The sequence below is a fragment of the Vibrio chemaguriensis genome (assembly GCF_012275705.1).
In the GTDB taxonomy this organism is placed as follows: domain Bacteria; phylum Pseudomonadota; class Gammaproteobacteria; order Enterobacterales; family Vibrionaceae; genus Vibrio; species Vibrio diabolicus.
Window position 1 is genome coordinate 170,125 of record NZ_SHOE01000003.1, and the last position, 23,827, is coordinate 193,951.

22 protein-coding genes are annotated in these 23,827 nt (G+C 43.3%); 15 read left to right on the top strand and 7 right to left on the bottom strand.

Annotated elements, in window-relative coordinates; all coding sequences use genetic code 11:
* Positions 1-94: 94 nt before the first annotated feature.
* Together cqsA and ylqF are read right to left on the bottom strand one after the other, a co-directional pair.
* Positions 95-1,276 (bottom strand): alpha-hydroxyketone-type quorum-sensing autoinducer synthase, encoded by a 1,182-nt coding sequence (gene cqsA / locus EX191_RS04805; protein WP_193447247.1) that lies wholly within the window; start codon positions 1,274-1,276, stop codon positions 95-97.
* A 339-nt stretch (positions 1,277-1,615) separates the two neighbouring features.
* Positions 1,616-2,560 carry a ribosome biogenesis GTPase YlqF gene (gene ylqF, locus EX191_RS04810; RefSeq protein WP_005376521.1) on the bottom strand — a complete coding sequence of 315 codons (945 nt, stop codon included), beginning with the start codon at positions 2,558-2,560 and terminating at the stop codon, positions 1,616-1,618.
* A gap of 678 nt (positions 2,561-3,238) precedes the next feature.
* Here ylqF and EX191_RS04815 point away from each other — a divergent pair.
* The 4 genes from EX191_RS04815 to EX191_RS04830 all read left to right on the top strand — a co-directional run bounded on the left by EX191_RS04815 (position 3,239) and on the right by EX191_RS04830 (position 6,939).
* Complete coding sequence (locus EX191_RS04815) at positions 3,239-4,393, top strand: EAL domain-containing response regulator (RefSeq protein ID WP_193447248.1); 1,155 nt, start codon at positions 3,239-3,241, stop codon at positions 4,391-4,393.
* Positions 4,394-4,397: 4 nt separating this feature from the next.
* A complete protein-coding gene (locus EX191_RS04820) occupies positions 4,398-4,547 on the top strand; it encodes a hypothetical protein (RefSeq protein ID WP_193447249.1) in 150 nt (49 codons plus the stop codon).
* Positions 4,548-4,553: 6 nt separating this feature from the next.
* Positions 4,554-5,915, top strand: coding sequence for a GGDEF domain-containing protein (locus EX191_RS04825; RefSeq protein WP_193447250.1), 1,362 nt, complete (start codon positions 4,554-4,556; stop codon positions 5,913-5,915).
* Positions 5,916-6,051: 136 nt separating this feature from the next.
* Positions 6,052-6,939: a LysR family transcriptional regulator gene (locus EX191_RS04830; protein ID WP_005395258.1), complete on the top strand. Its 888-nt coding sequence runs from the start codon at positions 6,052-6,054 to the stop codon at positions 6,937-6,939.
* Here EX191_RS04830 and EX191_RS04835 read toward each other — a convergent pair.
* Positions 6,936-7,544, bottom strand: coding sequence for a response regulator transcription factor (locus EX191_RS04835; RefSeq protein ID WP_193447251.1), 609 nt, complete (start codon positions 7,542-7,544; stop codon positions 6,936-6,938). The two genes, EX191_RS04830 and EX191_RS04835, sit on opposite strands and share 4 nt — an antisense overlap.
* 478 nt (positions 7,545-8,022) lie before the next feature.
* Between EX191_RS04835 and EX191_RS04840 the strand changes: the two genes are divergently transcribed.
* Positions 8,023-9,003, top strand: coding sequence for a chemotaxis protein (locus tag EX191_RS04840; RefSeq protein ID WP_025998672.1), 981 nt, complete (start codon positions 8,023-8,025; stop codon positions 9,001-9,003).
* Between the two features lie 51 nt (positions 9,004-9,054).
* On the opposite strand, the gene EX191_RS04845 is transcribed toward EX191_RS04840, so the two are convergent.
* On the bottom strand, positions 9,055-9,579 hold the full coding sequence (locus tag EX191_RS04845) for a prepilin-type N-terminal cleavage/methylation domain-containing protein (protein ID WP_074190600.1): 525 nt from the start codon (positions 9,577-9,579) through the stop codon (positions 9,055-9,057).
* Between the two features lie 446 nt (positions 9,580-10,025).
* Here EX191_RS04845 and EX191_RS04850 point away from each other — a divergent pair, with 446 nt between their 5' ends.
* The 4 genes from EX191_RS04850 (at position 10,026) to EX191_RS04865 (ending at position 12,876) form a co-directional block, all read left to right on the top strand.
* On the top strand, positions 10,026-10,748 hold the full coding sequence (locus EX191_RS04850) for a sulfite exporter TauE/SafE family protein (RefSeq protein ID WP_005395248.1): 723 nt from the start codon (positions 10,026-10,028) through the stop codon (positions 10,746-10,748).
* A gap of 101 nt (positions 10,749-10,849) precedes the next feature.
* Positions 10,850-11,755, top strand: a complete 906-nt coding sequence (rarD, locus tag EX191_RS04855) for an EamA family transporter RarD (RefSeq protein WP_005395245.1) — start codon at positions 10,850-10,852, stop codon at positions 11,753-11,755.
* Between the two features lie 207 nt (positions 11,756-11,962).
* Complete coding sequence (locus EX191_RS04860) at positions 11,963-12,349, top strand: MAPEG family protein (RefSeq protein ID WP_005395243.1); 387 nt, start codon at positions 11,963-11,965, stop codon at positions 12,347-12,349.
* A complete protein-coding gene (locus EX191_RS04865) occupies positions 12,343-12,876 on the top strand; it encodes a DNA mismatch repair protein (protein ID WP_164665565.1) in 534 nt (177 codons plus the stop codon). Before EX191_RS04860 ends, EX191_RS04865 begins: the two co-directional genes overlap by 7 nt.
* A 292-nt stretch (positions 12,877-13,168) precedes the next feature.
* Here the strand turns inward: EX191_RS04865 and EX191_RS04870 are convergent, their stop codons facing one another.
* Positions 13,169-14,533, bottom strand: a complete 1,365-nt coding sequence (locus EX191_RS04870) for an endonuclease/exonuclease/phosphatase family protein (RefSeq protein WP_193447252.1) — start codon at positions 14,531-14,533, stop codon at positions 13,169-13,171.
* A 352-nt stretch (positions 14,534-14,885) separates the two neighbouring features.
* Here EX191_RS04870 and EX191_RS04875 point away from each other — a divergent pair, with 352 nt between their 5' ends.
* Together EX191_RS04875 and EX191_RS04880 are read left to right on the top strand one after the other, a co-directional pair.
* Positions 14,886-16,991, top strand: coding sequence for a M4 family metallopeptidase (locus EX191_RS04875; protein ID WP_193447253.1), 2,106 nt, complete (start codon positions 14,886-14,888; stop codon positions 16,989-16,991).
* 150 nt (positions 16,992-17,141) lie between these two features.
* Complete coding sequence (locus tag EX191_RS04880; protein WP_054867402.1) at positions 17,142-17,456, top strand: DMT family transporter; 315 nt, start codon at positions 17,142-17,144, stop codon at positions 17,454-17,456.
* Between the two features lie 82 nt (positions 17,457-17,538).
* On the opposite strand, the gene EX191_RS04885 is transcribed toward EX191_RS04880, so the two are convergent.
* Positions 17,539-18,444 (bottom strand): DMT family transporter, encoded by a 906-nt coding sequence (locus EX191_RS04885; protein WP_005395238.1) that lies wholly within the window; start codon positions 18,442-18,444, stop codon positions 17,539-17,541.
* Between the two features lie 184 nt (positions 18,445-18,628).
* On the opposite strand from EX191_RS04885, the gene EX191_RS04890 reads away from it, so the two are divergent.
* The 3 genes from EX191_RS04890 to EX191_RS04900 all read left to right on the top strand — a co-directional run bounded on the left by EX191_RS04890 (position 18,629) and on the right by EX191_RS04900 (position 21,312).
* Positions 18,629-19,087 carry an NUDIX hydrolase gene (locus EX191_RS04890; RefSeq protein WP_048624976.1) on the top strand — a complete coding sequence of 153 codons (459 nt, stop codon included), beginning with the start codon at positions 18,629-18,631 and terminating at the stop codon, positions 19,085-19,087.
* 114 nt (positions 19,088-19,201) lie between these two features.
* A complete protein-coding gene (locus EX191_RS04895; protein WP_193447254.1) occupies positions 19,202-19,774 on the top strand; it encodes a GNAT family N-acetyltransferase in 573 nt (190 codons plus the stop codon).
* 125 nt (positions 19,775-19,899) lie between these two features.
* Positions 19,900-21,312, top strand: a complete 1,413-nt coding sequence (locus tag EX191_RS04900; protein WP_193447255.1) for a coniferyl aldehyde dehydrogenase — start codon at positions 19,900-19,902, stop codon at positions 21,310-21,312.
* A gap of 165 nt (positions 21,313-21,477) precedes the next feature.
* Here EX191_RS04900 and EX191_RS04905 read toward each other — a convergent pair whose 3' ends face one another.
* Positions 21,478-21,957, bottom strand: coding sequence for an aminoacyl-tRNA deacylase (locus EX191_RS04905; RefSeq protein ID WP_006742302.1), 480 nt, complete (start codon positions 21,955-21,957; stop codon positions 21,478-21,480).
* Positions 21,958-22,114: 157 nt separating this feature from the next.
* On the opposite strand from EX191_RS04905, the gene EX191_RS04910 reads away from it, so the two are divergent.
* Positions 22,115-23,656, top strand: a complete 1,542-nt coding sequence (locus EX191_RS04910) for a glutamate synthase-related protein (RefSeq protein WP_193447256.1) — start codon at positions 22,115-22,117, stop codon at positions 23,654-23,656.
* Positions 23,657-23,827: the final 171 nt, after the last annotated feature.

Here is a 23,827-nt window from a genome sequence, read left to right on the forward strand (position 1 = left end):
CTGTGTTATCTTGACACGAGTTGCTCATAACGACGAATACGAATAAAGAGCTCAGCAAAACTGCTGAACTCTTTATTTTTACCTACACTCTAGCTTATACAAACTCTAGATCGGGATGAACAAACGCTTCTTGGCAGGTGGAAAGAACGTGATCGACTTCGGCGGCAGTCATGTCCGCATTGACAGAAAAACGAATGATGTTCTTGTTTCTTCCTGTTGCAGGGCGACAGAAAACTGCGCCAAAGACATCTCTTTCTTCTAAAAAGTCGCGAACTCGCTCAGTGTTTCTTTCGTTGCCACATTCTAGCGCGATAATTTGCGACTCACTGCGAATAGCAAACCCAATACGTTTTAAACCAACGGCTAGAGACTTCGCTCTTTTAAACAAAATCTCCCGTTTGTCATCGGCTTTTTTTATGACGTCCAGTGTTTTTTCTAACCGAATGATCTCTTGCGGTAACACGGTAGAACTGAAAATGGCAGGATACGCGACAAATGGAAGCGTCTTCGCCAGCTTTTCTGCCCCTAAAATCGCGCCAGCACGATAAGCAAATGTCTTTGCAAGACTTACGGTTACAAAATCCACCATATGAGTCAACTCCAGCTCTTGCAGTAGCCCCGCACCTTGCGGACCGTGCGTACCTAACGAGTGCGATTCATCCACAACTAAGCCGCAGTCAAACTCTTGTGCTATTTCGTAGATATCACGTAGAGGAGCAATGGTTCCGATAGTGCTGTAAACCGAATCCACAACAATAATTCCCGAACCATGGCGTGAAATCTGTTTTCGCAAGTGGTTGGTGTTGTTATGCATGAACGGATGAATTTGTGCTCCTGCGATACGTGCGCCTTCCCATAAAGACATATGAGCAAAGAAGTCGATATACACAGGTATGTTCGGTGCACAAATAGTCTGTAATAAACCGATATTCGCAGCCCATCCCGATTGAGAAAGCAGACAGCTAGGCATGCCGACAAAACTGGCTAGTTGAGTTTCAAATGCAGGTTTCGACTCATCATCTTGCAAGAAAATCGCGGACATCACGACGTTGTCATCGTATTGAGAAATCGCATCACGATGCGCGTTTTGAATCTCCTTGTTATGAGACAGTGCCAGGTAATCATTGCTTTGCATAACAATGGCATTACATGGTGGACGTTTACCAAGAACAAGGTGTTTCTTGTTCTCGTTCGGTTCAATTAGATCTTGAATATGAAAATCTAGGCGTTCCTCAATAAAGGGAGGAAGTGGTTTGCTTTGTATAGTTTCACTCATAATAAATCTCTTCTTCATATGGAAAAACGCCAGCGCTGACACTTATTCATATTGCGGATTTTGGGGAGAGTGTCACTAACCAGGTTGCATAAGTTTGCAGACCCTTGCAAACTCGACATTTGAGGGTTGGATGGTGGCTGTAACTCTATAGGGGCCCGGGGTCTAAACTAGTTTGTGCTTAAAGTTTATACGGCGATTTTGCGGTATTTTTTCGTGCTTCATGTCTGGATTTTGTATGAGGAATATAAAGTTTGAAAAGTGAAAAAATGGGCGCATTCGATAACAAAAAAGGCGCGAAAATCGCGCCTTAAAATATGATTGGGAAAAGATAATATCAGTTTATCGCTTATTACGCAGATAGCGCTTGCGGCGCTCTTCTTTACGCTTCGCTTTTTCTTCTTCTTTACGAGCGGTTTCAATCTCGACTTCAATCAGCTCTTGAGTGATCATTTCTGGGCGCTCTAGTGTAATTTGGCCTAGTGTGCCTTGGCGAAGTTCGTGCAACAAAATCTCGGATACTTTGTGCAAGTCCACACGTCCACCTGCGCGTAGTGCACCACGACGGCGACCAATCTCTTCCATGATCTCGATATCTGATTCAGGAAGCTCTTCGATTTGGTAACGCTCTTTAAGCTTGTCTGCATAGTGGGCTGCTAGGTACTCAATGGTGTAAAACGCAACCTCGTCGTATTCCATCGCAGTATCTTTTACAGCGCCAGTAGCAGCTAAACGGAAGCCACTGTGTGGGTTTTCCACTTTTGGCCACAGAATCCCTGGAGTATCGGATAAAACGATGCCATTTTGCAGGTTGATGCGCTGTTGACGACGTGTTACCGCTGGCTGGTTACCTGTCACCGCGATCGTTCGACCAGCTAGAGTATTGATGATTGTCGATTTCCCAACGTTTGGGATCCCCATGATCATGGTACGAATGTTTTTACCGATCTCTTCACGGTGTGGGGCAAGTTTACGGCAAAGCTCCATGATTCGATGCACTTCTTGCGGTTCTGACGTCGTGATCGCCATTGCTTTTACGTGTTGCTCTTGCTCCAAGTGCTCAATCCATAATTGAGTTAACTCAGGATCGGCCAAATCACGCTTGTTCAAGACTTTAACGACCGGCTTGTCACCACGGATTTGAGAAATCAAAGGGTTTTCACTACTGAAAGGAATACGAGCATCCAGTACTTCGATGATCACATCCACTTGTGGGATTGCTTCTTCGATCTCTTTGCGTGCTTTGTGCATGTGGCCAGGAAACCACTGGATTGAGTTATTAACCATTTGAATTTAATACCTTAATTTTCTTACTGCTCCAACGGGCGTACGAGTAGTAATTTGAGCTTCGAGCAGCATAGTTTTAGACAGAGTGTGTTAAAACCGCACTTACTTTTGTGGCTCTGTACCGCAAAGTTGAGCGTTTCTTTCGTGTTAATGAGCTAGTTTATCACGGAATGAAGGCGAAGCATTCAAGATGGAGACAAAAAGCCACGGTTTACAGACGAGCAAGCAAACATTTGTTGAGTATGCTCGCCAACGGACCTACAACAAGTATTCACTTTGGTGAGATATTAAGCGCAAATATTGTGTAGTCAAAGGTGGATTGTTTTGTCGGTTTTTTCTGACTTATTTCAAATTTTTATCTTTATATCAGCAATTTATATTTCATTTCGCTATTAGTCGAAATTTGACTTTTAGCCGACACAAATTAATCTGACTGCCCAGTCCGAGTAAGGCTTTATGCTCAGTACGATAAGTCGTATTACAGCGTTGTCCGTTGCCACATTTTTGCCAGTAGTTTCTTTTTTAACTCATTGATAGTGACAGTTATTGAGAACAGACAAGCAGACTGAGTTTTACATTGAGGCTGAGTAATGCTGGTCGATTTTGATCAGCGAGTGGCAGGATTAATTTAACCAATCGAGCAGGAGATCGAAAATATAGACTATTGGATAGAGATAAATGAATACACAGCTTAATGTGATGGTGATTGATGGTCATCCTCTACAAACCAAGATACTTACCCAAATATTGGGTCATAGTGGCGCTTCAGTCAGTACATTCAATTGTGTGGACACTGCTAGTCAATGTGCACAAGAGCAATATTTTGATGTGATCTTTTGCGATCTCCAGATGCCGGGAAAAGGCGGTATCGACATCTTGGAAGTATTCGACCAAATTCAGTATCACGGGCAAGTCGTGCTAGTCAGTTTGTTGGAGCAGAGCATCATTTCGGCAGTACGAGAAATGTGCGAAGGGTTTAGTTTTGAGATATTAGGAGAACTGCCTAAGCCGTACGACGAAATACAAGTGGTTAAACTCTTCAACCAAATAAAAGATGAAAGAACGCGAAAAACAGCGTTTGCTCAACCTATCGTACTGCAAGACCAAGAGTTTTTATTTGCTTTGGGTGAAGGGCGAGTGAAGAATTATTACCAACCTTTGGTAGACGCACACAGTGGTGAGCTTTTAGGTTATGAAGCGTTAGCGCGTTGGGTGCATCCTATTTATGGCGTGTTGTTACCAAACCACTTTCTTCCGATCGTAAAACGATGCCATTTGTCTTCTGAACTTTTTCAATCAGTGCTGATTAATACAATCTATGACATCAACAATAGGGGATTAACCCAAAAGGTCTCGATTAATGTCGACCACGAAAACTTGAACGACCCTGACTTCTCGCATCGTTTTATTCAACAATGCTCGGAGAGCGGTGTCGACCCGTCACAAATCACCATTGAGATTACAGAGCGGGAAGCTTTCCAAGCTAGCACGTCTATCTACAAAAACCTCATCAAACTCAGAATGAAAGGTGTCACGGTATCAATTGATGATTTTGGTACGGGCTCATCTACATTTGAAAAGTTGGCAAAGTTACCTTTTAACGAGATCAAACTTGACCGCGTTTTTGTCTACGGAGCGAGTGAAGACCTGAAAAAGAAAAGCATTGTCATCGCTATTTGTGCTTTAGCGAAAAGCCTCAATATTCGTATTGTCGCAGAAGGTGTCGAAGACGAAGTAACCTATAAAACCATGCGCGAATGTGGAATAGACATCTGCCAAGGCTTTTACATTGATAAGCCCATGCCGTTAGAGGTAATCACTATTTTGAAGTAAAAATATGAAAAAATTGAACTGTTTGATCTTTGATGAGCAAATGCTTATCTGTGTGGCTATCAGTGATAAAACCGTGAGTACCAAGAAACGTCGATTTCTAGACAAGTTTAATGTGAATGATGTTATTGAACTTGCAAAAGTAGTGGGAACATAAAGTGTTATGAATGTAAGAAGTTTTGTTTCTTCTTTTGCGGTTGCGATGTTGTTATTTATTGTATCGATGACCATGATTGGTGCTGTACTCATCTCTTATGAGGAGAAGCAATTTAATACGTACGCTAACAATTTAGCAAAAACAAAGCAGAAGGTCATTCTGCTAGGCTTGTTGACCGAAGCTCAATTGGCGCAGTATGAAAACTTCAGTATCGAACAAATAGAAGTACTGACTGACTTCAGTTTTCAAGATGCAATTTATGCTTTAAAGCCGTATAAAAACCTAGATTATGTGGAAACTGTTGCTCGTAAAGCACTACACCAAGCAGAAGCTCATTTGTCCAATGTCTACGATAGAGAAGACGCCATATTGTACTTTCGTTCTTACACTAGTGACAAACTCATCTTAGAACGACCAATCCCAGCTCTAGAGGGATCTAAAGAGACGTTTGATATAGAATGGTGCAGAGTGAATTACGCTTGTATTCTTGCCGCGTGGAAAGAGCAGCTCTCCGACCGAGTTCTTATCTCTAAGCCCTTCAAAACCACGTATTCTGATGAGATGGCATTAAGTATCATGAGTCCCGTCTACTATAGAGGGAAGCTTGTCGGCGAATTTTCGGAACAACTGTATTTATCATCGCTTTATAATGAAGGCAAAGCCGTTGACGTAGAGGTTAGTAACGGAAATAAGCAGATAATTATTTACTTTCCGAGCTACCCCTTAGCTCATTTTGCTTATACTCAATCCTATGTTGCCGACAATAATAATCTTGTTATTTACCAATATCCGTTTAGTAAAATAGTGGTGGACTACAGCTTTATTCTTGTCATCTATTCTGTCGTTGCGTTCGCCTATTATCGAAAAGCCAATGAATCTAAACAGAGCAAAATTCAATTAGAAAATGCTCTGAGTGATATAACGCAAGATGACTTAACCGGATTATTAAATCGGCGAGTATTTAAAGAAGAGCGGTTTAAACATCGAATGGAGGTTGAACCATACTCTATCATTGCGATTGACGGAAATCGTATCAAGAAGATTAATGATCGTTACGGACACCATGTTGGCGATGAAGTCATTGTTATTATTGCAGACTCAATGAGAAAGGTTTTTCGGAACAGTGACTACTTAGTCAGGACTGGTGGTGATGAGTTTATTGTAATTTTGCCCGGATGCAGCATGAGCAAAGCTTCCATGTTAGCGAAAAAGCTCCGTGGCGTTGTTAAACACAATCGTTTAAATACATTAGATATAGAGATCAGCGTTAGTACTGGTGTTGCTGTGCGCGAAGAGGATGAAACGCTGCAAGAGGTGATCGTGAGAGCAGATGAAGAGTTATATGAAATGAAAAAACAGCGTGTTTGAGGACAACAATACATAACCATGACATAACTGTTTGATAAATTTGACCAAGCAGTACCCTTGGTCTTTTATATTAGTCGAGCAATGCATAATGCTCCTTTGATTGCTGATTAGCATAAGACCCAACTGGTACTGTATCGTGAACAAAGACCTTGATCTAAACCTATTAAAAATACTGGTTCTGTTAGAAAAGCATCGTCAGCTTAAACCCGTAGCGAAAGCCCTGGGTAAGAGTGAGGCGTCGGTCAGTAAATATCTTGCTCGCTTACGCATCCAACTTGGTGATGAACTATTCATTCGTCACCCACATCATTTAGAACCCACCAACTTTCTGATGCGTCAGTTACCCAAAATTGCAGATGCATTAGATAACTTAGAAACATGCTTAGTTCGATCAGAATTCAAACCAGAAAAATACAGTAAGGATATAACGGTCTGTTTACCCCAAACGGCTCAGTACTCATTTGGACACTTGTTGGCGATGGATTTAATGACGCTGTTTCCTAAAGCTCATATTACTGTCGCAACCATCACGGAATATACGGTGGACGAAATCCTTTTAGGCAAAGTGGATGCCCAGCTTCATTACTTCAATGATGAATTGCCAAAATCTATCCATCAGAAATTTATTGGCTACGCGCCTGCTGTGGTTGTTGTTCCGGAAGAGCTTGGGATCACCACTCTTGAAGAGGCTGCCAAACTGCCATTTATTATGCTTGAAATTATCGGTTGGAAAGAGAAAGAGCAGCTTGCAAAACGAGCAATGGAGAATCACGGTATGGTGATCAATCGAATTGCAGCGCTAGATAACGTGAGCAGTGTGCTAAAGCTGCTCAAACAAAAAAAGGCGGCGACGGTTTTTCTGGAGTATCAGGCACCAATCGAAGGATACCGTTTTATTCGTATTCCTGAATCTTATTACCCCAACGGCTGGCCAAAGGTTGTACTTCAGATGAAGCAAAGCCATCGTCACGACGCAATGCATCAGATATTAACCGATGCCATTGCAAAATATATGAAGAACTAACGATCGTATTGAATGTTTTCAGCGCTTGGGATCGTATGCAGTAATTCAATCAATGAATCTGCATGGTATTTTTTCAAAATACGAGTTTTGTAAGTGCTGATGGTTTTAGCGCTGAGCGATAGTTGTTCTGAAATACGTTTATTTGAATAGCCCTGAGCTAAGTAGTGGAACACCATGGCTTCGCGATTGGATAGCGTGACATCACCAGCAGAAGGAGCGTGAGTAGACTTAAACATAGAGTACCCACGTGAGACACTCACAATCGCGTCAGTAATCGCTTCTTTTGTCTCGTTTTTATTCAAGAAACCATGAGCTCCCATCTCGTAAGCCGCTTTAGAAAGGCTGGAATAGTCGCGTGAAGAAATGAAAAGTAATTTACCTTGATAGCCCGTTGCTAAAATATTCTTCGCCAAACGCATACCATCTCGATCACCAAGGACAACGTCTAGAATAATAAAATCAATTTTTGTATTTCGAACTAAGTCCATTACTTCTGCGCTGTCTTTCGACTGAATGACTTCGGCTGTGTTGATTACGCTCTCAACAAGAGAAGTCAGTGCTTCGCTGTAAAGTGGTTGGTCATCAATGATAAGAACATTATTCAAATGGAGCCTCACTACTATCCGAACTGTCATACCGCCCAACGCAATATGATTGTATTAAGAGGGATTGTAGGAAAAACCTTTCTGATGGAAAGGAAAATGACATTTTCTATAATTGAAATTCACTGAGCACAATTGAATAAGATACTGTCGAATACGCCAATACACGAGGGATTTCATATGTGTGGGTATAGTGATAGGCCAACGAAAAACATCAATATTAACCCTAAACTTTTCATCGAAATGGCCGCTAAAAGTGGGAAGGTAAGGTCGCACTAAGTTAACTCATGTTATCCTGTTCAAAAATGAGACATTTTTTCACAGTTTGATATGGAAATGTGCGTTGGCCGTCCTTTTGGTGGTTTACAAACTTTGTTGTAACGACTAAAAAGGATGCTTGGATTTTTAGCCTGAGAATGGCTTCTCATGGCGTTTGCATCAAACTTTTTCTGATGCGTATTTTGGTTGGATAATTGGCTTTATGAGTAACGTAACCAGCACCATTTTGACAGAAAGTGGTACCAATGAGCTTGAAATCATCGAGTTTCATTTAGAAAAAACATTGCCGGATGGCAGCACAAAAACTTGTTATTACGGCATCAACGTTGCGAAAGTACGAGAAGTGATTCGCGTACCAGAGACAACCGATTATCCAAACGCACAACCTCACATGATAGGGGTGTTTTCGTCCAGAGATGTATTGACGCCTTTAGTTGATTTAGCTGGTTGGTTAGGTGTACCAACACGCCAGGACCTAGAGCGTAAGTTTGTTATCGTTACTGATTTCAACAAAATGACCAATGGCTTTCTGATTGATAGTATTTCACGTATTCATCGTATCTCTTGGAATGATGTGGAATCACCAAGTCAGTTTTTGGAAGCGGGCGAACAAGATTGTGTAGTGGCAGTTGTCCGCAAAGAAGGCAACCTGATTATGATTCTCGACTTTGAAAAAATCATCGCGGATATTAACCCAGAGCTGAGTATGGAAAAATACGATGTGAAAGGGGATAAGTCGGTAGATCTAAACCAGAGAATGGTGGGTAAGCGTAATGCTAAAACGATCATGGTGGTGGATGACTCAGCATTTATTCGCTCTTTGATTCAAGATACATTAGCTTCTTCAGGTTACAATGTGATCACTTGTAAAGACGGTGGTGAGGCTCATGAGAAATTAATGAGCTTAATCGAGGTCGCGAAAGAAGAAAACTTGCCAGTTAAAGAGCTGTTAGATGCGGTGGTTACGGACGTAGAAATGCCTCGAATGGATGGTATGCACTTAGTGAAGAGACTACGCGATACTGAAGCGTTTCATGAAATGCCGATCATTATGTTCTCATCATTGATGAGTGAGGATAACCGAGCGAAAGCACTGTCTCTTGGCGCAAATGATACGATTACCAAGCCAGAGATTGGCCGTATGGTGAATATGATGGATAAATACGTATTTAACTTTGCGTAAACAAACCCGATAAGATTAAAAATAAGGCTGCCGATGGGCAGCCCTGTTGTTTTAAGAACAATGATTAATTACTAGAGTATAGTCTTGGTTTTCTCTAAGTGGTGGACCATAAATGATACTGCACTTCTCTTTTGACGCACTCTTGTCATCTCTTGCCATTATCGCTACGAGCCTTTTATCTTCAAAAGCCTCAATTTTCCAATCTGTTGTACCGTACTGATGTTCAAGTTCATGAACAAGCAACCCCAAAGCAGTCTCATCTGCATCAGGGTATCCGTATAAGAAGACGCATCGCTTGTTGGCGCCAATAGTACAGCCTTCGAAAGGCAGCTCTGCTTTGGTGAATTTATTATCAAAATTTGCAACATATGCTTTGCTCTCCAACCCTGCAATCGCCATTTTCCCATAACCGACACCGAGCGCTGATGCAATCGCGCCCTTCATGCCTTCTAAACGCGCTTCACGCGCATCACTTTGAAGGTTTAAAAAGCGTGGTGCGGCAGTGACAGCAAGAATGCCAAGCACGACAATAACTACGACTAACTCTATTAGAGTAAATCCAGTTTGTTTTCTCATATTATTTTCACAGCAAGTTAAAGGTAGAAAAAGTAACACTGACCGTACACTTGTTGTTGTGTAAATAAGTACGGTAATGACAAAATGATTAATAGTATAAAGCGATGAGTCATAAAGTGCTATACCGACGTAGTGAGAATCGATTACGCCTATATAGAGCGGGAGGAGGGTTCAAAGATCTAATGCGGCCGTTTGTGAGCAGTCATTAATTCCGTGGAAGAAATGCTGCATGAACAGTCGAGCATGAATTCGCCTAGATATAAGCATACGCGTACATCGGCTGAATGAAAGACGAAAAGAAGTGACGGCAAACCGCACAAATGGATTGTCTTTTTGTTCACTTTGATGAATGCTACGCGAGATTCATATCACAACACACTCGACGCATTCATCGTGCGAATGTGCTTTGCTTTCGTGTTTGGCTTTCAAATATAAGAATAATCTAAATGGAATTCGATTCGATAAACTTGCTTGCGATAGGGCTAATATTTCTTGGCTCTTATGTACAAACCGCAATAGGCTTTGGCTTGGCAATTGTTGCCGCACCTTTACTGATTCTTTGGGCGCCGGAGTATGTGCCTGCACCAATCTGTTTAGTCGCGTTATTTATTTCGTTGATGAATGCGATGAAGCACCGCAGTAGTGTTGAAATCGGCGGTTTAAAAATGGCATTGATTGGGCGTGTGCCCGGATCGGTCGCTGGCGGCTTGCTACTGTTTTTTGTCTCGACTCAAGCTCTTACACTTTGGATTGGTTTTTTGGTGTTATTCGCGGTTGTGGTGAGTGTTTTACCGTTTCGGGTTGAACCCACACCAGCGCGTATGACATTAGCAGGATTCTTTTCTGGATTGTTTGGTACCAGTTCGGCGATTGGAGGCCCACCGATGGCGCTGTTGTTGCAACATCAAGAAGCGAATCAGTTACGTGGTAACCTATCGGCATTTTTTGTTTTCAGTTCCATCATTTCGCTCGTTGTTCAAATTCCTGCTGGTTTCTTCACATTACACCATTTGGTGATTACTATTCCGCTATTACCTGCGGCAGCGCTTGGGTATTGGCTCGCGATGAAAACCACCCAATCGTTACCAAAAGAAAAAATTCGGTTTGGAGCACTTATGTTGTGTTTTGTGAGTGGGTTTACAGCAGTAGTACAAGCGTTGAACCAGTAATGCCCTCAGCATCTTAAACTCACAGGGATATCAATCTCCTTTTATTATGCATAGCGCCATTTGTTTGCGCTGACTTATTCGTTTAGATGAGCGATAGTTTTATGAATAACACTCGTTATGGCACTTTTATGGCAGCATTCTCCTTTGTAATTTGGGGGCTGCTACCCATTTATTATCGTTATTTACCGAATGCTTCAATGGATGAGTTGCTGGCATGGCGAATCATCGGCTCAGTTCCTGTAGGTTTTTTAATTGTGCTTGGTATAACCCGTCGAGGACCGAATTGGAAAGAAATCTGGTGTGACAAAAAATCTTTGTGGTACACGTTTGTCGCGAGCAGCTTGATGTGTATTTCATGGAGTGCGTTCACTTGGGCTTTGACTCACCATCGAGTCATTGATGCAAGCTTAGGCTTTTTTATTGGACCGTTGGTGTCAGTGGCGTTAGGCGTGTTTATTCTTGGAGATAAGCTTTCAAAAGGCAAACTCATCGCAATTGTGCTAGCAACAATTGGCGTGATGTATCAAGTGATTCATTATGGCCAGTTGCCTGTTATCGCACTAACGATGGGGTTGTTCTTTGCTTTGTATGGGTTGTACAAGAAGAAGATAACATACGACTGGAGCACCACCTTGTTTGTTGAGGCGCTGCTATTGACTCCAGTTGCAGTGGCGTATTTGTTTTACAAACAATGGACAGTGGGTGAGTTGGCTTCAGGCGTAGATATCACAACATTGCTTTTGTACTTTGGCAGCGCACCGATCACGCTTTTACCACTGATTTTTTATTCTATCGCGATACGTATAACAAACTTATCGACAGTTGGTTTAATGCAATACATTGAACCAAGCTTGCAGTTTGTTTTGGCTGTGATGTTTTTTGGTGAACTGTTTGATGAAGTAAAAGCAGTGACTTTTGCCTTTATTTGGGTAGGGCTGTTATTTACAATCTTTGAAAGTATTGTCAAAGGGCATAAGCGTAAAAAGCTGGCCAACCATCCTTTATAGTGCACTATTCTTGAATATTCACGATTCCACTCTCACGCCCTCTATTCGAGGGCGTTTTTAGTTCCATAAAGTATTCTCTTACTCGTTTTCTTATATTCGAGTCAAAGCATAATTTGAGGTTAATTGACGCATTATCATTAGGATACCGCTATATTTATAGCCAAGTGACACGCTATATAATGAAAACCGGATCAAAAAGGACGACATATGATCACAGCTCTATACGCTAGCATTCTTGCAATACTGATTATTTGGTTGGCCGTTCAAGTGATTAAGCAGCGTCGCTTAAATCAGGTTGCTTATGCTGACGGAGGAGTAGAGGCTCTCCAAATCGCTCGTAGTGCACAGAGTAACGCGACAGAATATATTCCCATTACTCTGATTCTAATGGCACTATTAGAATCCAATAGTGCTTACCCAACCTGGATACATCTCACAGGCATTATTTTCGTGATCGGTCGAATTATCCATGCTCGAGGTATATTGAAAGAGGACTTAAAAAGGCGTGTTAGGGGCATGCAGGTGACATTTCTAGTGATACTTTCTCTGGTTGTGCTGAATATGATTTATCTTCCGTACGATAAGTTATGGTAAGTCTTCGTAGCTATATCCCGCCGCCATGGGTACTCGTTCTGATTGGGTTAGTACTGAATATTGGCGCGATCGTTCTTACTAGCTTGGTCCTTGATAGGCTTGGCAAACAGTATTCGCAACTCGCAGAGCAAAAGGCGGAAAACTTGTATTCCATCCAACTCGCGTGGAATAGCGTTGAAACTCTAGAAAGAAAAAGAGAGGCGTTGCTGCTTCACTTGCACATAGGTCAGAGCGCAGCGATACCTTTGGAGATAGAACAGATATTGGAAGGGCACTTATCCTCTTGGACTCATCACGAATCGGATGAAATACAAATAGATAAACTCCCTCAGCTAATGTCAAAGATAAACCAAGCACAAGCTTCGTATAGAGATCGCATTGATGACTATTACATTGAGAATGTAGAGCTCAATGAGCTAATGGCAAAGCAAGATGAAAAGATCGCTTGGTACAAGAATATCGGGCTCTTCTTGCAAGTATTCGGACTCGCATTAATCCTCGCACGTGATTTGTCTAGGAAGCCATAGAACAAAAGTTAATGGTAGGGTTTATTGCGAAATGCCAATAATAATTTGCAAATTGCAATTCATTGCGTGAGCAAACAGTGGCTATTGGTGAAGTTTTAATGAAAGTGATTAAATAACAACCTGTTTTTGTGCGCTACAAAGTTGGCACGCCTCATGCTTTAGTATGAGTGACCCTTTCTAAGCCGAGGGTCACCTAGCCAACTGACGTTGTTAGTGAACCACTTTGTTCACAAATATATACAGCCAATCACGAATCCTTGTGGTTGGCTTTTTTTTATTTAAATGACACAGTTTAGAACTGTGCTTTAATCCAGATCATGCGATGGTCGGAAGACACATCTTTGCCATCACCATACTTACCAATACGCGCATCGTTAAATAGCTTACGACCTTCTTCATAAGAAGCTGACCAGTATACACCAGAGTCCACCACATTTAGGTTTGCAGAAGGCAAGGCATAATCTACACCCAAGCCAAACGTCGAAGTGATGCGATTCGGATATGGGTGAGTGGAGCTGCGGTCAACAGCGTGTTCGGCTGCACCAAAGCTTGTCGGATAAAGCTCGCCATTCATCACGGTTTGGTTAACCAATGGATCATTATGCAGTTCTTGCATTACAGAGCTAATACCGTCACCGGCTACTGGATCAAGGTTTTGATCGCCCATCATTACGAATTTAGCCCCGCTCGCTAAGCCATCTTGCTTACCTGCATCGTCGTAGAAATAGTCTTTACCTTGAATGTAGTGATGCCAGAACTCTACTTCGGCTGCGTTTTGCGCTTTGTTTTTACCTGGGTCGAATACTGGTGGAGTAGGGTGCGACATCAGTAGATGCACAACTTCCTCGCCACTGCGAGTCGGAATGATAATTGGTGCATCTACGTGGTTTTTAGAAGATAGGCGTACTTGATCCCATTCTTCTGCAGAGTACCACTCATCACCACACTTCATGCCATCTGGAATTTTTTGTGAGCCGTCACAGATAGTAATGGTTGGAATCTTCGCACCTTCCATATCTTTCCATTTAAACGCTTGGAACGTACGCGTATTTGCCGTATCAATCTTGTATTTAGACATTAGGGCAAAGGCGTATTGACCGTGGTACATGCCAAAGCCCCATGCATCGCCCGGCATTTGACCTGCTGTTCCATTGTTGTCGAGGTCAAACTCGCTTAGCAAACCTGTGTTGGTAGAATAAGACTCCGCGTAAGGATATTCGATAGGTTCAAGGTTCGCTTCACCGCCTGCACCATTGATGCTTTGCGCGACAGACAGGTAGTTCTTCTGGAAGCCTTCAAGGGCTGCTTTGTTTTCGCCTGTTCCGTCGTTGTTGTATTCCGCCATCATAAGAACATCAGGGCGATTCTTCTGAATAATCGCAGCAACGTTTCGAATTTGAATGACTTTTTCCGCAGTGGTTTTGTCTTCAGCGGCGATAGAACCGTCTAAATAGGCAGTAACCAATACAGTTTGCTGCGCTGGTTCAATTTGCATTTCACTCACTAAAGCTTCAAAAGTTGCACGGTCAAAAGAGAGGTTGTAAGTCGCTATTTTTACTTCTTTAGGCTGAACATTGACGTATTCAGTGTCGTCATTACATCCAGATAATAGAGCGGCGCCAACAAGGAGAGCGATAGAGGTTTTGATTGTTTTCATGGGTACGTCATACCTTATAATTGATTCGGCTGAATATTAAAGTCATCAGTAATTGTTTTAAGCGATATCAATCACACAAACGTTTTCATATTTACATGTTCAATTAGTTTTTGTGTGATTTGTGCAATAAACGCAACACTTTCAACACCAAAAGGTTATATGCAAATTGTTAAAAAACGGTGTCGCTTTTAATAGATGAAATGGCACTAAAACATAAGCTGTATGATTGTGTGTGCTAAAATCAATGAGCGGGATGATTACGATAAGTTTGACTTCACTTTCGGGTGAGAAACAAACAAATAAGAACTGGTCAGTTTGGCTTTGCTATTGATGCAAAATAGGGGGCTAACCGATGGGTTCAGTATCAAGCTATCAGAGCAGGCTATTTGTCACGGCAATGCTTGCTTCACCACTTCTTTTTTCAACACCTTTATCCGCCGCTCAGTCCGAACGGCTAGAGCAAAACCATGGTCTTGTTGTTGCTTTAGAAAAACGCAACCTTGCAGCCACACAAAATATAGATCGTGTGTTAGGTTTACAAAATGGAAATCGTTTACAAGAGCTGAAAACCAACCAAGGTAAAAACGGCGGTACGCATAGTCGTTATCAGCAGATGTTTAAAGGCGTCCCGATTTGGGGCAAGCAAATTGTCGTACATCGTGATAAACAGGGCAAAATCAAGCATATCAACGGCACTCTCGTAAAGGATATTGCCCGAGACATCAATGATATGGTGCCTAAATTGTCGCTTTCTCAAGTAATGTCTTCAACGCAAAAGCCGTACCGTGAAAACGGATACCAAATAGAGAATCAGCGCCAAGGTTTGCGTATTTATGTCGATAAAAGTGACGTAGCGCACTTAGCTTATATTGTCCAGTTTTTTGCTGATAATGAGCATGGTGGTAAGCCTACGCGTCCCACCTTTCTTGTTGATGCTAAAACAGGAAACATTTTGCTGCAATATGAGGGGTTAGCGCACGTAGAAGCGAATGGTCCGGGAGGAAACCAAAAAATTGGTCGCTATCATTATGGTGTGGACTTTGAGTCTCTATTAGTCCAGCAATCTGGTGATACGTGTTTGATGGATATTCCTGGCGTGGTCAAAACCATCAACTTGAATGGTAGGACGTCTGGCAATACACATACGTTCGTTTGTCCAACCAATAGTGTTAAAGAAATTAATGGAGCGTACAGCCCGTTAAACGATGCGCATTACTTTGGCAAAGTGGTATACGACATGTACAAAGATTGGCTGAATACTGCTCCCTTAACGTTTCAGCTTCAAATGCGAGTGCATTACCGCAAACGCTATGAAAACGCCTTTTGGAATGGCTCGAGCATGACTTTTGGCGACGGTGCGAGTTATTTCTATCCTTTAGTGAGTTTAGATGTCTCAGCGCACGAGGTTAGCCATGGATTTACAGAACAAAACTCTGATCTGATTTATTCAGAGCAATCAGGCGGAATCAATGAGGCTTTCTCAGATATGGCAGGTGAGGCGGCTGAATTCTATTCACGTGGTTCTAACGATTGGAAAGTTGGGTACGATATTAGAAAGGCTGCCAATGCGGCGTTGCGCTATATGGATAATCCGCCCCTTGATGGTCGTTCAATTGATCACGCGTCTCAGTATGTGAGTGGCATGGATGTGCATTATTCAAGTGGTGTGTTTAACAAAGCGTTTTATCTATTGGCGGTTGAGTACAATTGGGGAACGCGACAAGCGTTCGAGGTTTTTGCGTACGCTAACCAGAACTACTGGACGCCAAGTGAAACGTTTGACTCTGCAGCTGCGGGTGTATTGGCGGCCGCCCAAAGCTTAAGCGTGGCGGCGAATGATGTGACCGACGCTTTTGCTCAGGTCGGTGTTTCAGTTGATGGGGGAGTCGTCGAGCCACCGTCTAGCACGTGTGAAGCTATCGCCCTAAACAATGGTGTTTCCAGCAAGATAGACTCTTCATCTACTGGTGAGTGGCATTGTTTTACGATTGATGTGCCTACCAATAGTTCAGATTTTACTGTTACCACATCGGGAGCAAACGGCGATGCGGATCTTTACGTTAAGTTGGGAAGTGAACCAAGTTTAACCAGCTACGATTGTCGCTCATACAGTAGCAACAGTAATGAAGCATGTAGTATTACTTCTCCGAATGAAGGAACGTGGCACATTGGCGTGTACGCTTACAGCAGTTACAGTAACTTGAATGTGGAAGCAAGTTATGTAGGACAAGAAGCGCCACCACCATCTGGTGAAGTTACTACACAATCAATCAACAATGGTAAAACATGGACGGCGATTATTACTGGTTCTGGCTTGATGAGTGGCGTGTGGAATGTTATTTCAAATACGCCGTGTGATAACGATAACGAGTGCAGTTTATCCGGTATCGGAAAGAAAACCAGTGAGGTTAGCTTTACGTTGACGGATGGTACCGTATTCATCATCGCTAAGCCCTAGCGATTTTTATGTAAAGAGGCCCTGAAATATCAGGGCCTTATTTTTTTACGTTCAATTTTCTGTATATAATAGCGAGTCACAAAGAAGTGAGGACGACCTCACCGCTCTATCTTTTCTCGGGGACGACCCCATCTCGTTGGGAAATATGACATGGCTTGGGGAATTCTCTTCATTGCTGGCTTATGCGAAGTGGCATGGGCTGTCGGACTAAAATACTCACAAGGTTTTACCAAATTGGCGGCATCTGGCTTTACCGTTACGTTTATGGTGTTGAGCTTTTGGTTACTTGGAATTGCATTAAAGACGCTACCTCTCGGTATCGCTTACGGCGTTTGGGTAGGTATAGGAGCGATTGGAACGGCAATCGTCAGTATCTACATATTTAACGAGCCCGCGACGCTGATAAAATTGCTGAGTTTACTGCTTATTGTAGCTGGTATCGCTGGATTAAAATTATCCGCTTAACGTCAGGTTAAACATAAAAAGAAAGCCAGAGTCGACTCTGGCTTTTTACGTTTTAGTGTTATCTCGCTTTGGGGCTGAAGGGTTAAGCGCTGCGCTTAACGAATGGCAATCGCAAATGGTGACCAAATACGTTAATGAGTGCGCCCGCTACAATTAGTGCACCACCGATGTACGTCCAAATGAGCGGGATTTCGCCGAAGAAAATGATGCCTAACAACACAGAAAATACGATCTGAATATACGAGTAAGCAGACGCTTTGCCCGCTTGCTGAGTTTGCATTGCTTTGGTTAATCCCAATTGCCCAACTTGGGTGAATACACCAACCAAAACCAACATGAAAGTCAGATACAGGTCGGGCATAACAAAATCATCGCCAATCAGTAAGAGTGAAGCGGGCAGAGCAACCAGAGGGAAATAGAAAATGATCACTGAACTATCTTCAGTTTGGCTAAGTTTTCTAACAATGACATAAGCAATTGAGCTACCAAATGCGCCCAAGATTGCAATCATTACGCTAAACATAGGTAAAGTGCGCTCTGCTTCTTGTCCTGTTTCTGGACTTACCATTATATAGATGCCGAGTAAGCACAAGGCAATACAAAGGAACGTCGATGGTTGAATGCGTTCCTTCAAGAAAAAGACGGCTAGGAGCGCAGTAAATACTGGGTGAATGTATTGGAATATGGTCGCTTCTGCCAAAGGTAAGGTAGTCACCGAATAATATACGCACATCAATGCCATGGTGCCCACTGCGCCACGCGCAAACAGTAATGGCTTATTATTGCCCCATACAGAAATTCGTTTTCGCTTAACATCTAAATAGCTGATAACAAGTGAGACGAGTGCCCTCGCTGCAACAATCTCAAATACAGGGATACCATGAAGACTGACATGCTTTACTGTGGCAGACATTAGCGCGAAACCGAATGCGGAGAGCACCATAAAGCGCACACCAATGGGAACCAGAGTGTTGAAGGAATTAGACATTTTACTGCTCATTTGTTGCGACAGATCGCACTTTAGCATACTCAGCTCACAAAATGATCCGTGATATTCAAACACATCTGCCGAGAGTGAGAATAAGCAGTAGACTATGGGTTCTCAAGCAACCCTATCTTTCATTCGCGCATGGAGCGCATCTAGGAAATATCTAGATATTTAAGGAGCATACATGATCCCAGTACAAGCAACGCATACTTCTGGCGTTGTCATTTCTAAAATTGATGGCGTCGATAAAATGCTGTTGCTCAAACGTGTTAAAGGTGGTTATTGGTGCCATGTTGCTGGTGGTGTAGAGGCCGGTGAAACCGGATGGCAAACTATTCTCAGAGAACTGAAAGAGGAGACGCAAATTGACGATGTTGAGTTACATACTGCAGACTTTCTAGAACAGTTCTACGAAGCAAAAAATAACCGCATCATGGTTATTCCATGCTTCGTATTACTTTGTCCACCTAACCAATCGGTTGTACTTAACGAAGAACACACTGAGTATTGTTGGTGTACGCTTGAAGAAGCAAAACGACTAGCCCCGTTTGCAAATCAACACCACCTTTACGAACATGTGTGGAGGCATTACGTGGATGTGGAGTCGTTGACGCCATTTACGTTGATTGAACAAACAGACTAGACGAGAACGCCATCCTTTTAAGCACGTTTGACATAATGAATATGGAAGTTTGTTCTCAACGCAATGAGGCGGTAGGATTTGTGAGTAGTGTTTACTGAAAAAGGGATAATGTGGATGGATGAGGTCATGTGCCAAAAGGCGTATCAAGGAAATAGCATGCAGGCCAGTTTTTCTGTTTCAGACAGGGTCTCAATTGAGCCTCTCACCACCAAACACGCGACTGTTTTACTGGAAGTGGTGAACACGTATCGACACAGCCTCTCTGGCTATTTGCCTTGGACGGACTTTGTGACCAACCGCAGAGAAGCGGTGAACTACATCTCTCAGCGCGTGAACAGCAAAGCGTTAGATGCCCACTGGTGCGCGATTTATTTTGATGAGCAGTTTACGGGTGTTATTGGCATAAAAGGTGTGGATTCGCGCACACGCGTCACTGAGATTGGCTATTGGCTTGCCAACAATGGGCGAGGACACCGAGTGATCGACCAAGTACTCGCGGTGTTGATTCCTTTTTTGAAGCAGAAAGGGCACGCGCAATTCATCCAATTCCACTGTATGGAAGACAACATTGCCAGCATCAATATTGCTGAGCGTGCTGGTGCTACATTAAAAGAATACGTTGATCACGAGTTCGAGACGCTTGACCGCTCTCAACGGCTCGGCATTTATGAGTTGCGTCTGACTTAGCTCCAAACCCACTAATATTTTAATCAGAGTTCGAACTCTAATTTCGCGAGCGCTACAATAGTAACATTGTTGCGCTCGTGTTAATTTGGAGCGTCATTGGTTGAAACTAGGTTAGGAGAAGCATCATGAACGCAATCGCAGAGGTTGAAGTGGACAACCTGTTACAACAAAGCCTTGATCGCTTAAAAGCGGCGTATGCCGCCGAACCTTATCCTAGTTTGGATGAGCGTAAGCAGCGCCTTGTCTTGCTAAAACAAGCTCTGATTGCGAATAAACAAGCATTGGTGGAAGCGCTGAGTGACGATTTTGGTTATCGTTCCGAATTTGATACCGCCATGACCGACGTTTTGCCGACGGTCTCGCACATCAATTACACCATCAAGCAGCTAAAAAAGTGGTGCAAACCAAGTAAGCGTGAATCCGGTCTGTTGCTTGCTCCGTCGAAAGTGACTGTTCAGTATCAGCCACTCGGCGTGGTCGGGATCATTTCGCCGTGGAATTTTCCTGTCATTTTGAGCCTTGCGCCTTTAGTTACTGCTTTGGCCGCAGGTAACCGTGTGATGATGAAGCTCAGCGAATTTACGCCCAAAACCAATAAAGTCATAGTCAATATTTGTCGCGAGTTGTCTGAATATGTCGAAGTATTTGAAGGTGAAGCGGACGTTGCACGATCATTCAGCCAACTGCCATTCGATCATCTTTTGTTTACTGGCTCGACAAATGTTGGTCGCGCTGTGGCAAAAGCAGCGGCTGAAAACCTGACTCCAGTGACGTTAGAACTGGGTGGAAAATCTCCGGTGATCATTGCAGAAGATGCAGACATGAAGAAAACCGTTGATGCGATTTTGTTTGGTAAATGCATCAATGCCGGTCAGATTTGTGTCGCGCCTGATTACGCGTTTGTACCACAAGAACGCGTCGAAGAGTTCATTGCGCTGTTCTTAAAACGTTTTGAAAAACTCTATTTGAAATCCAACAAGAATCAAAAGCTGACCCATATTATCAATCAACGACAGTATGAGCGTTTGACTGCGCTGCTTGAGGATGCCAAAGCTCAGGGCGCAAGCATCCATACTGTTGAAGCGTCACCTCAACAGGAAAGGCTTTTGTATCCTCATTTGATCACTGACGTGTCGAGAGATATGCGCATCATGCAAGAGGAAATATTTGGGCCATTTCTACCCATCAAGCCTTACAAAGCGGTAGATGAAGCGATTGACTACATTAATCAGCACCAGCGACCACTTGCGCTGTATGTTATGTCGGACAACAAATCGACCATCAGACATATTGTACGCAACACACACAGTGGCGGCGTCGGCATCAACGACACGGTATTACACGTTGGCGCTGAAGATGCGCCTTTCGGTGGCGTTGGTGAGTCAGGCATTGGTCATTATCACGGAGTGGAAGGATTCAGAACCTTTAGCCACGCGAAAACCGTACTCCACACGCCGAAATGGCTACCAAGGACGGGGGCATTAATGCGTCGCAGAGCTATGGCGATAAAAGCGATTCAAAAGATTTTTGTTCGATAGTGGTTGGATTGTTAAAACCGCTCAAACGGGCGTTTTTTGCTTCTATGTGTTCTGAATTGCGGATTACCTAAGGTCGGGAAGTTTCCACCACGTGCTGCCAATAGAGAAAGAAAGGCTCTTTTTGAAAGAGCCTTTTTCACGAAATGTCGACAGATTTTTGGAAGTTTAATGCAGAACTTCACTGCTGAATCTTAAGTATTTGCAGTCGTTCATTAGCTCTTTAAATGCCTTTCTATCTAGCTTAATCAGAGTTTCATGATCGCCGGCTTCAAGATAGACATGTTCCAAGTTTGCTAATCTTTCATCACAAACGGTCGACATGTGGTAAGGACTACCAATCGGTGGAATCGCGCCGTGCTCACAATCAGTGAAGAGTCGGTAAACCATACGCTCTTTCACCAAGTGGAAAGTAGCGTTAAATTCATCGTTTAATCTCGACAAACTGATTTTGTTGTTGGCAGGTAAGACTGCCATCATATGATGCCCTTCATGATCCTCAAGAATGACGCCTTTTGCGATATTCATTAAAGGCACACCTGCGGCAACACCACTTTGTAGCGAGCTATGACTGTGGCTGTGATTCACGGTTTGAAAGTGAATGTTATGCTCAGTCAAATATTCATCTAATCGGGTTGCAATCGTCATATAGCCTCCACGTGTATGAGACCCATAAAGAGTATAGGTGAGGCAAGCGACAATCGCGTATTTTACTCTGGTTTCGCTGACGCTCTTTCCGCTCCTGTTCTACGCTTATTGCAAGCCAGCGAGAAAGCGTGGTTAACAATAATAAACAGGGGGCAACATGAGCAAGCCAATCATCGCCGATAATAAGCCGATTAAAGTGAATCTAACCGAAGGGCAAGAATATTACTTTTGCCGATGTGGACGTTCTAAAAATCAACCTTATTGCGATGGGTCGCATTCGGGAACAGGCTTAAAGCCAATGAGCTTTACTGCGGAAAAAGATGAAGAAGCGTATCTCTGCCAGTGCAAGCACACCTCTAATGCCCCATTTTGTGATGGAACACATAAGCGTTTTTCTGCTGAGCAAGTCGGCAAAGAAGGCCCTGAGAAAACGCGAGAGAAAAGTGACAAACCGACTGCGTCCGTTACTCAAGAAGAACCAACCCTAGAGTTTATCCACCAATTAGCGAGAGAAGGGCTCTCTAAACTCGGTCATCATGGTCCGATGGCTGCAATGGGGGTCCCTAGGCATTTGCTACCACATTGGGATGCTATACAAATCATGGTGGCGCAAATGGCGACACAACCGTTGTTAGAAGACGTTCCCGTATCAACTGAGTTGATTGTGGGGCCAAACGCGCGTAAGCCGCTCAAACTTGCTATCCCTTTATTGGTATCGGACATGAGTTTTGGCGCACTTTCGGAGGAGGCGAAAATTGCGCTAGCAAAAGGTGCTGAGTTGGCAGGGACTGGGATTTGCTCCGGTGAAGGGGGGATGTTACCTGAAGAACAAGCTGCAAATTCGCGGTATTTCTATGAGCTTGCCAGTGCTCAGTTTGGCTACGATGAATCTAAGCTTCTTAATGTTCAGGCTTTTCATTTTAAAGGTGGGCAGGGCGCCAAAACAGGCACGGGTGGTCATCTTCCAGCAAATAAAAATGTGGGTAAGATCTCTCAGGTGAGAGGTATCCCCGAAGGCCAACCAGCAATCTCACCGCCAACATTTAAAGATCTTCATACTACTCACGATTTCAGAAAGTTTGCTGACAGAGTCCGTGGCATCACTGGCGGCATTCCAATTGGCTTTAAACTCAGTGCCAACCATATTGAGCAAGACATACAATTTGCGCTCGATGCGGGTGCCGATTACATCATCTTAGATGGTCGCGGTGGTGGCACGGGAGCGGCGCCAACTATGTTCCGTGATCATATTAGCGTGCCAACTATTCCTGCGTTAGCTCGTGCGCGTAAGTACTTAGATGAAAAAGGCGCAAGTGACCGCGTCACATTAATCATCACTGGTGGGTTGCGAGTTCCTACGGATTTTGTCAAAGCGTTGGCACTTGGGGCAGACGGAGTGGCGATAGCAAACAGTGCGATGCAATCGATCGGTTGCGTCGCGGCCCGGGTTTGTAACACCAATAATTGCCCTGCGGGGATCGCAACGCAAAATGCCGATTTGAGGCAGCGTCTCGATATCGAAAAATCATCTCAGCAACTGAGAAATTTCTTCGAATCCTCGGTCGAGCTCATGCAAGTTATGGCAAGGGCATGTGGTCACCACGCTCTGAATGAATTTAGTCGCCATGATTTAGCGACCTGGGATCACAACATGGCGAGGCTGTCTGGGATCAAGTATTCAGGTATGGACTTAAACTGATCTCTATCCATATTTTCTGCATATAGGTACATGTTTGATAACAATTATTTATTAGCCGAGATATGGAAATTTTGACTTGGCGTTAACTAAAAATTCAGTGTATGAACTACGCTGTTTGAGGTGGATATTCGATTTATTGAATAACAAAGAGTGGTTACCACAACCACGATA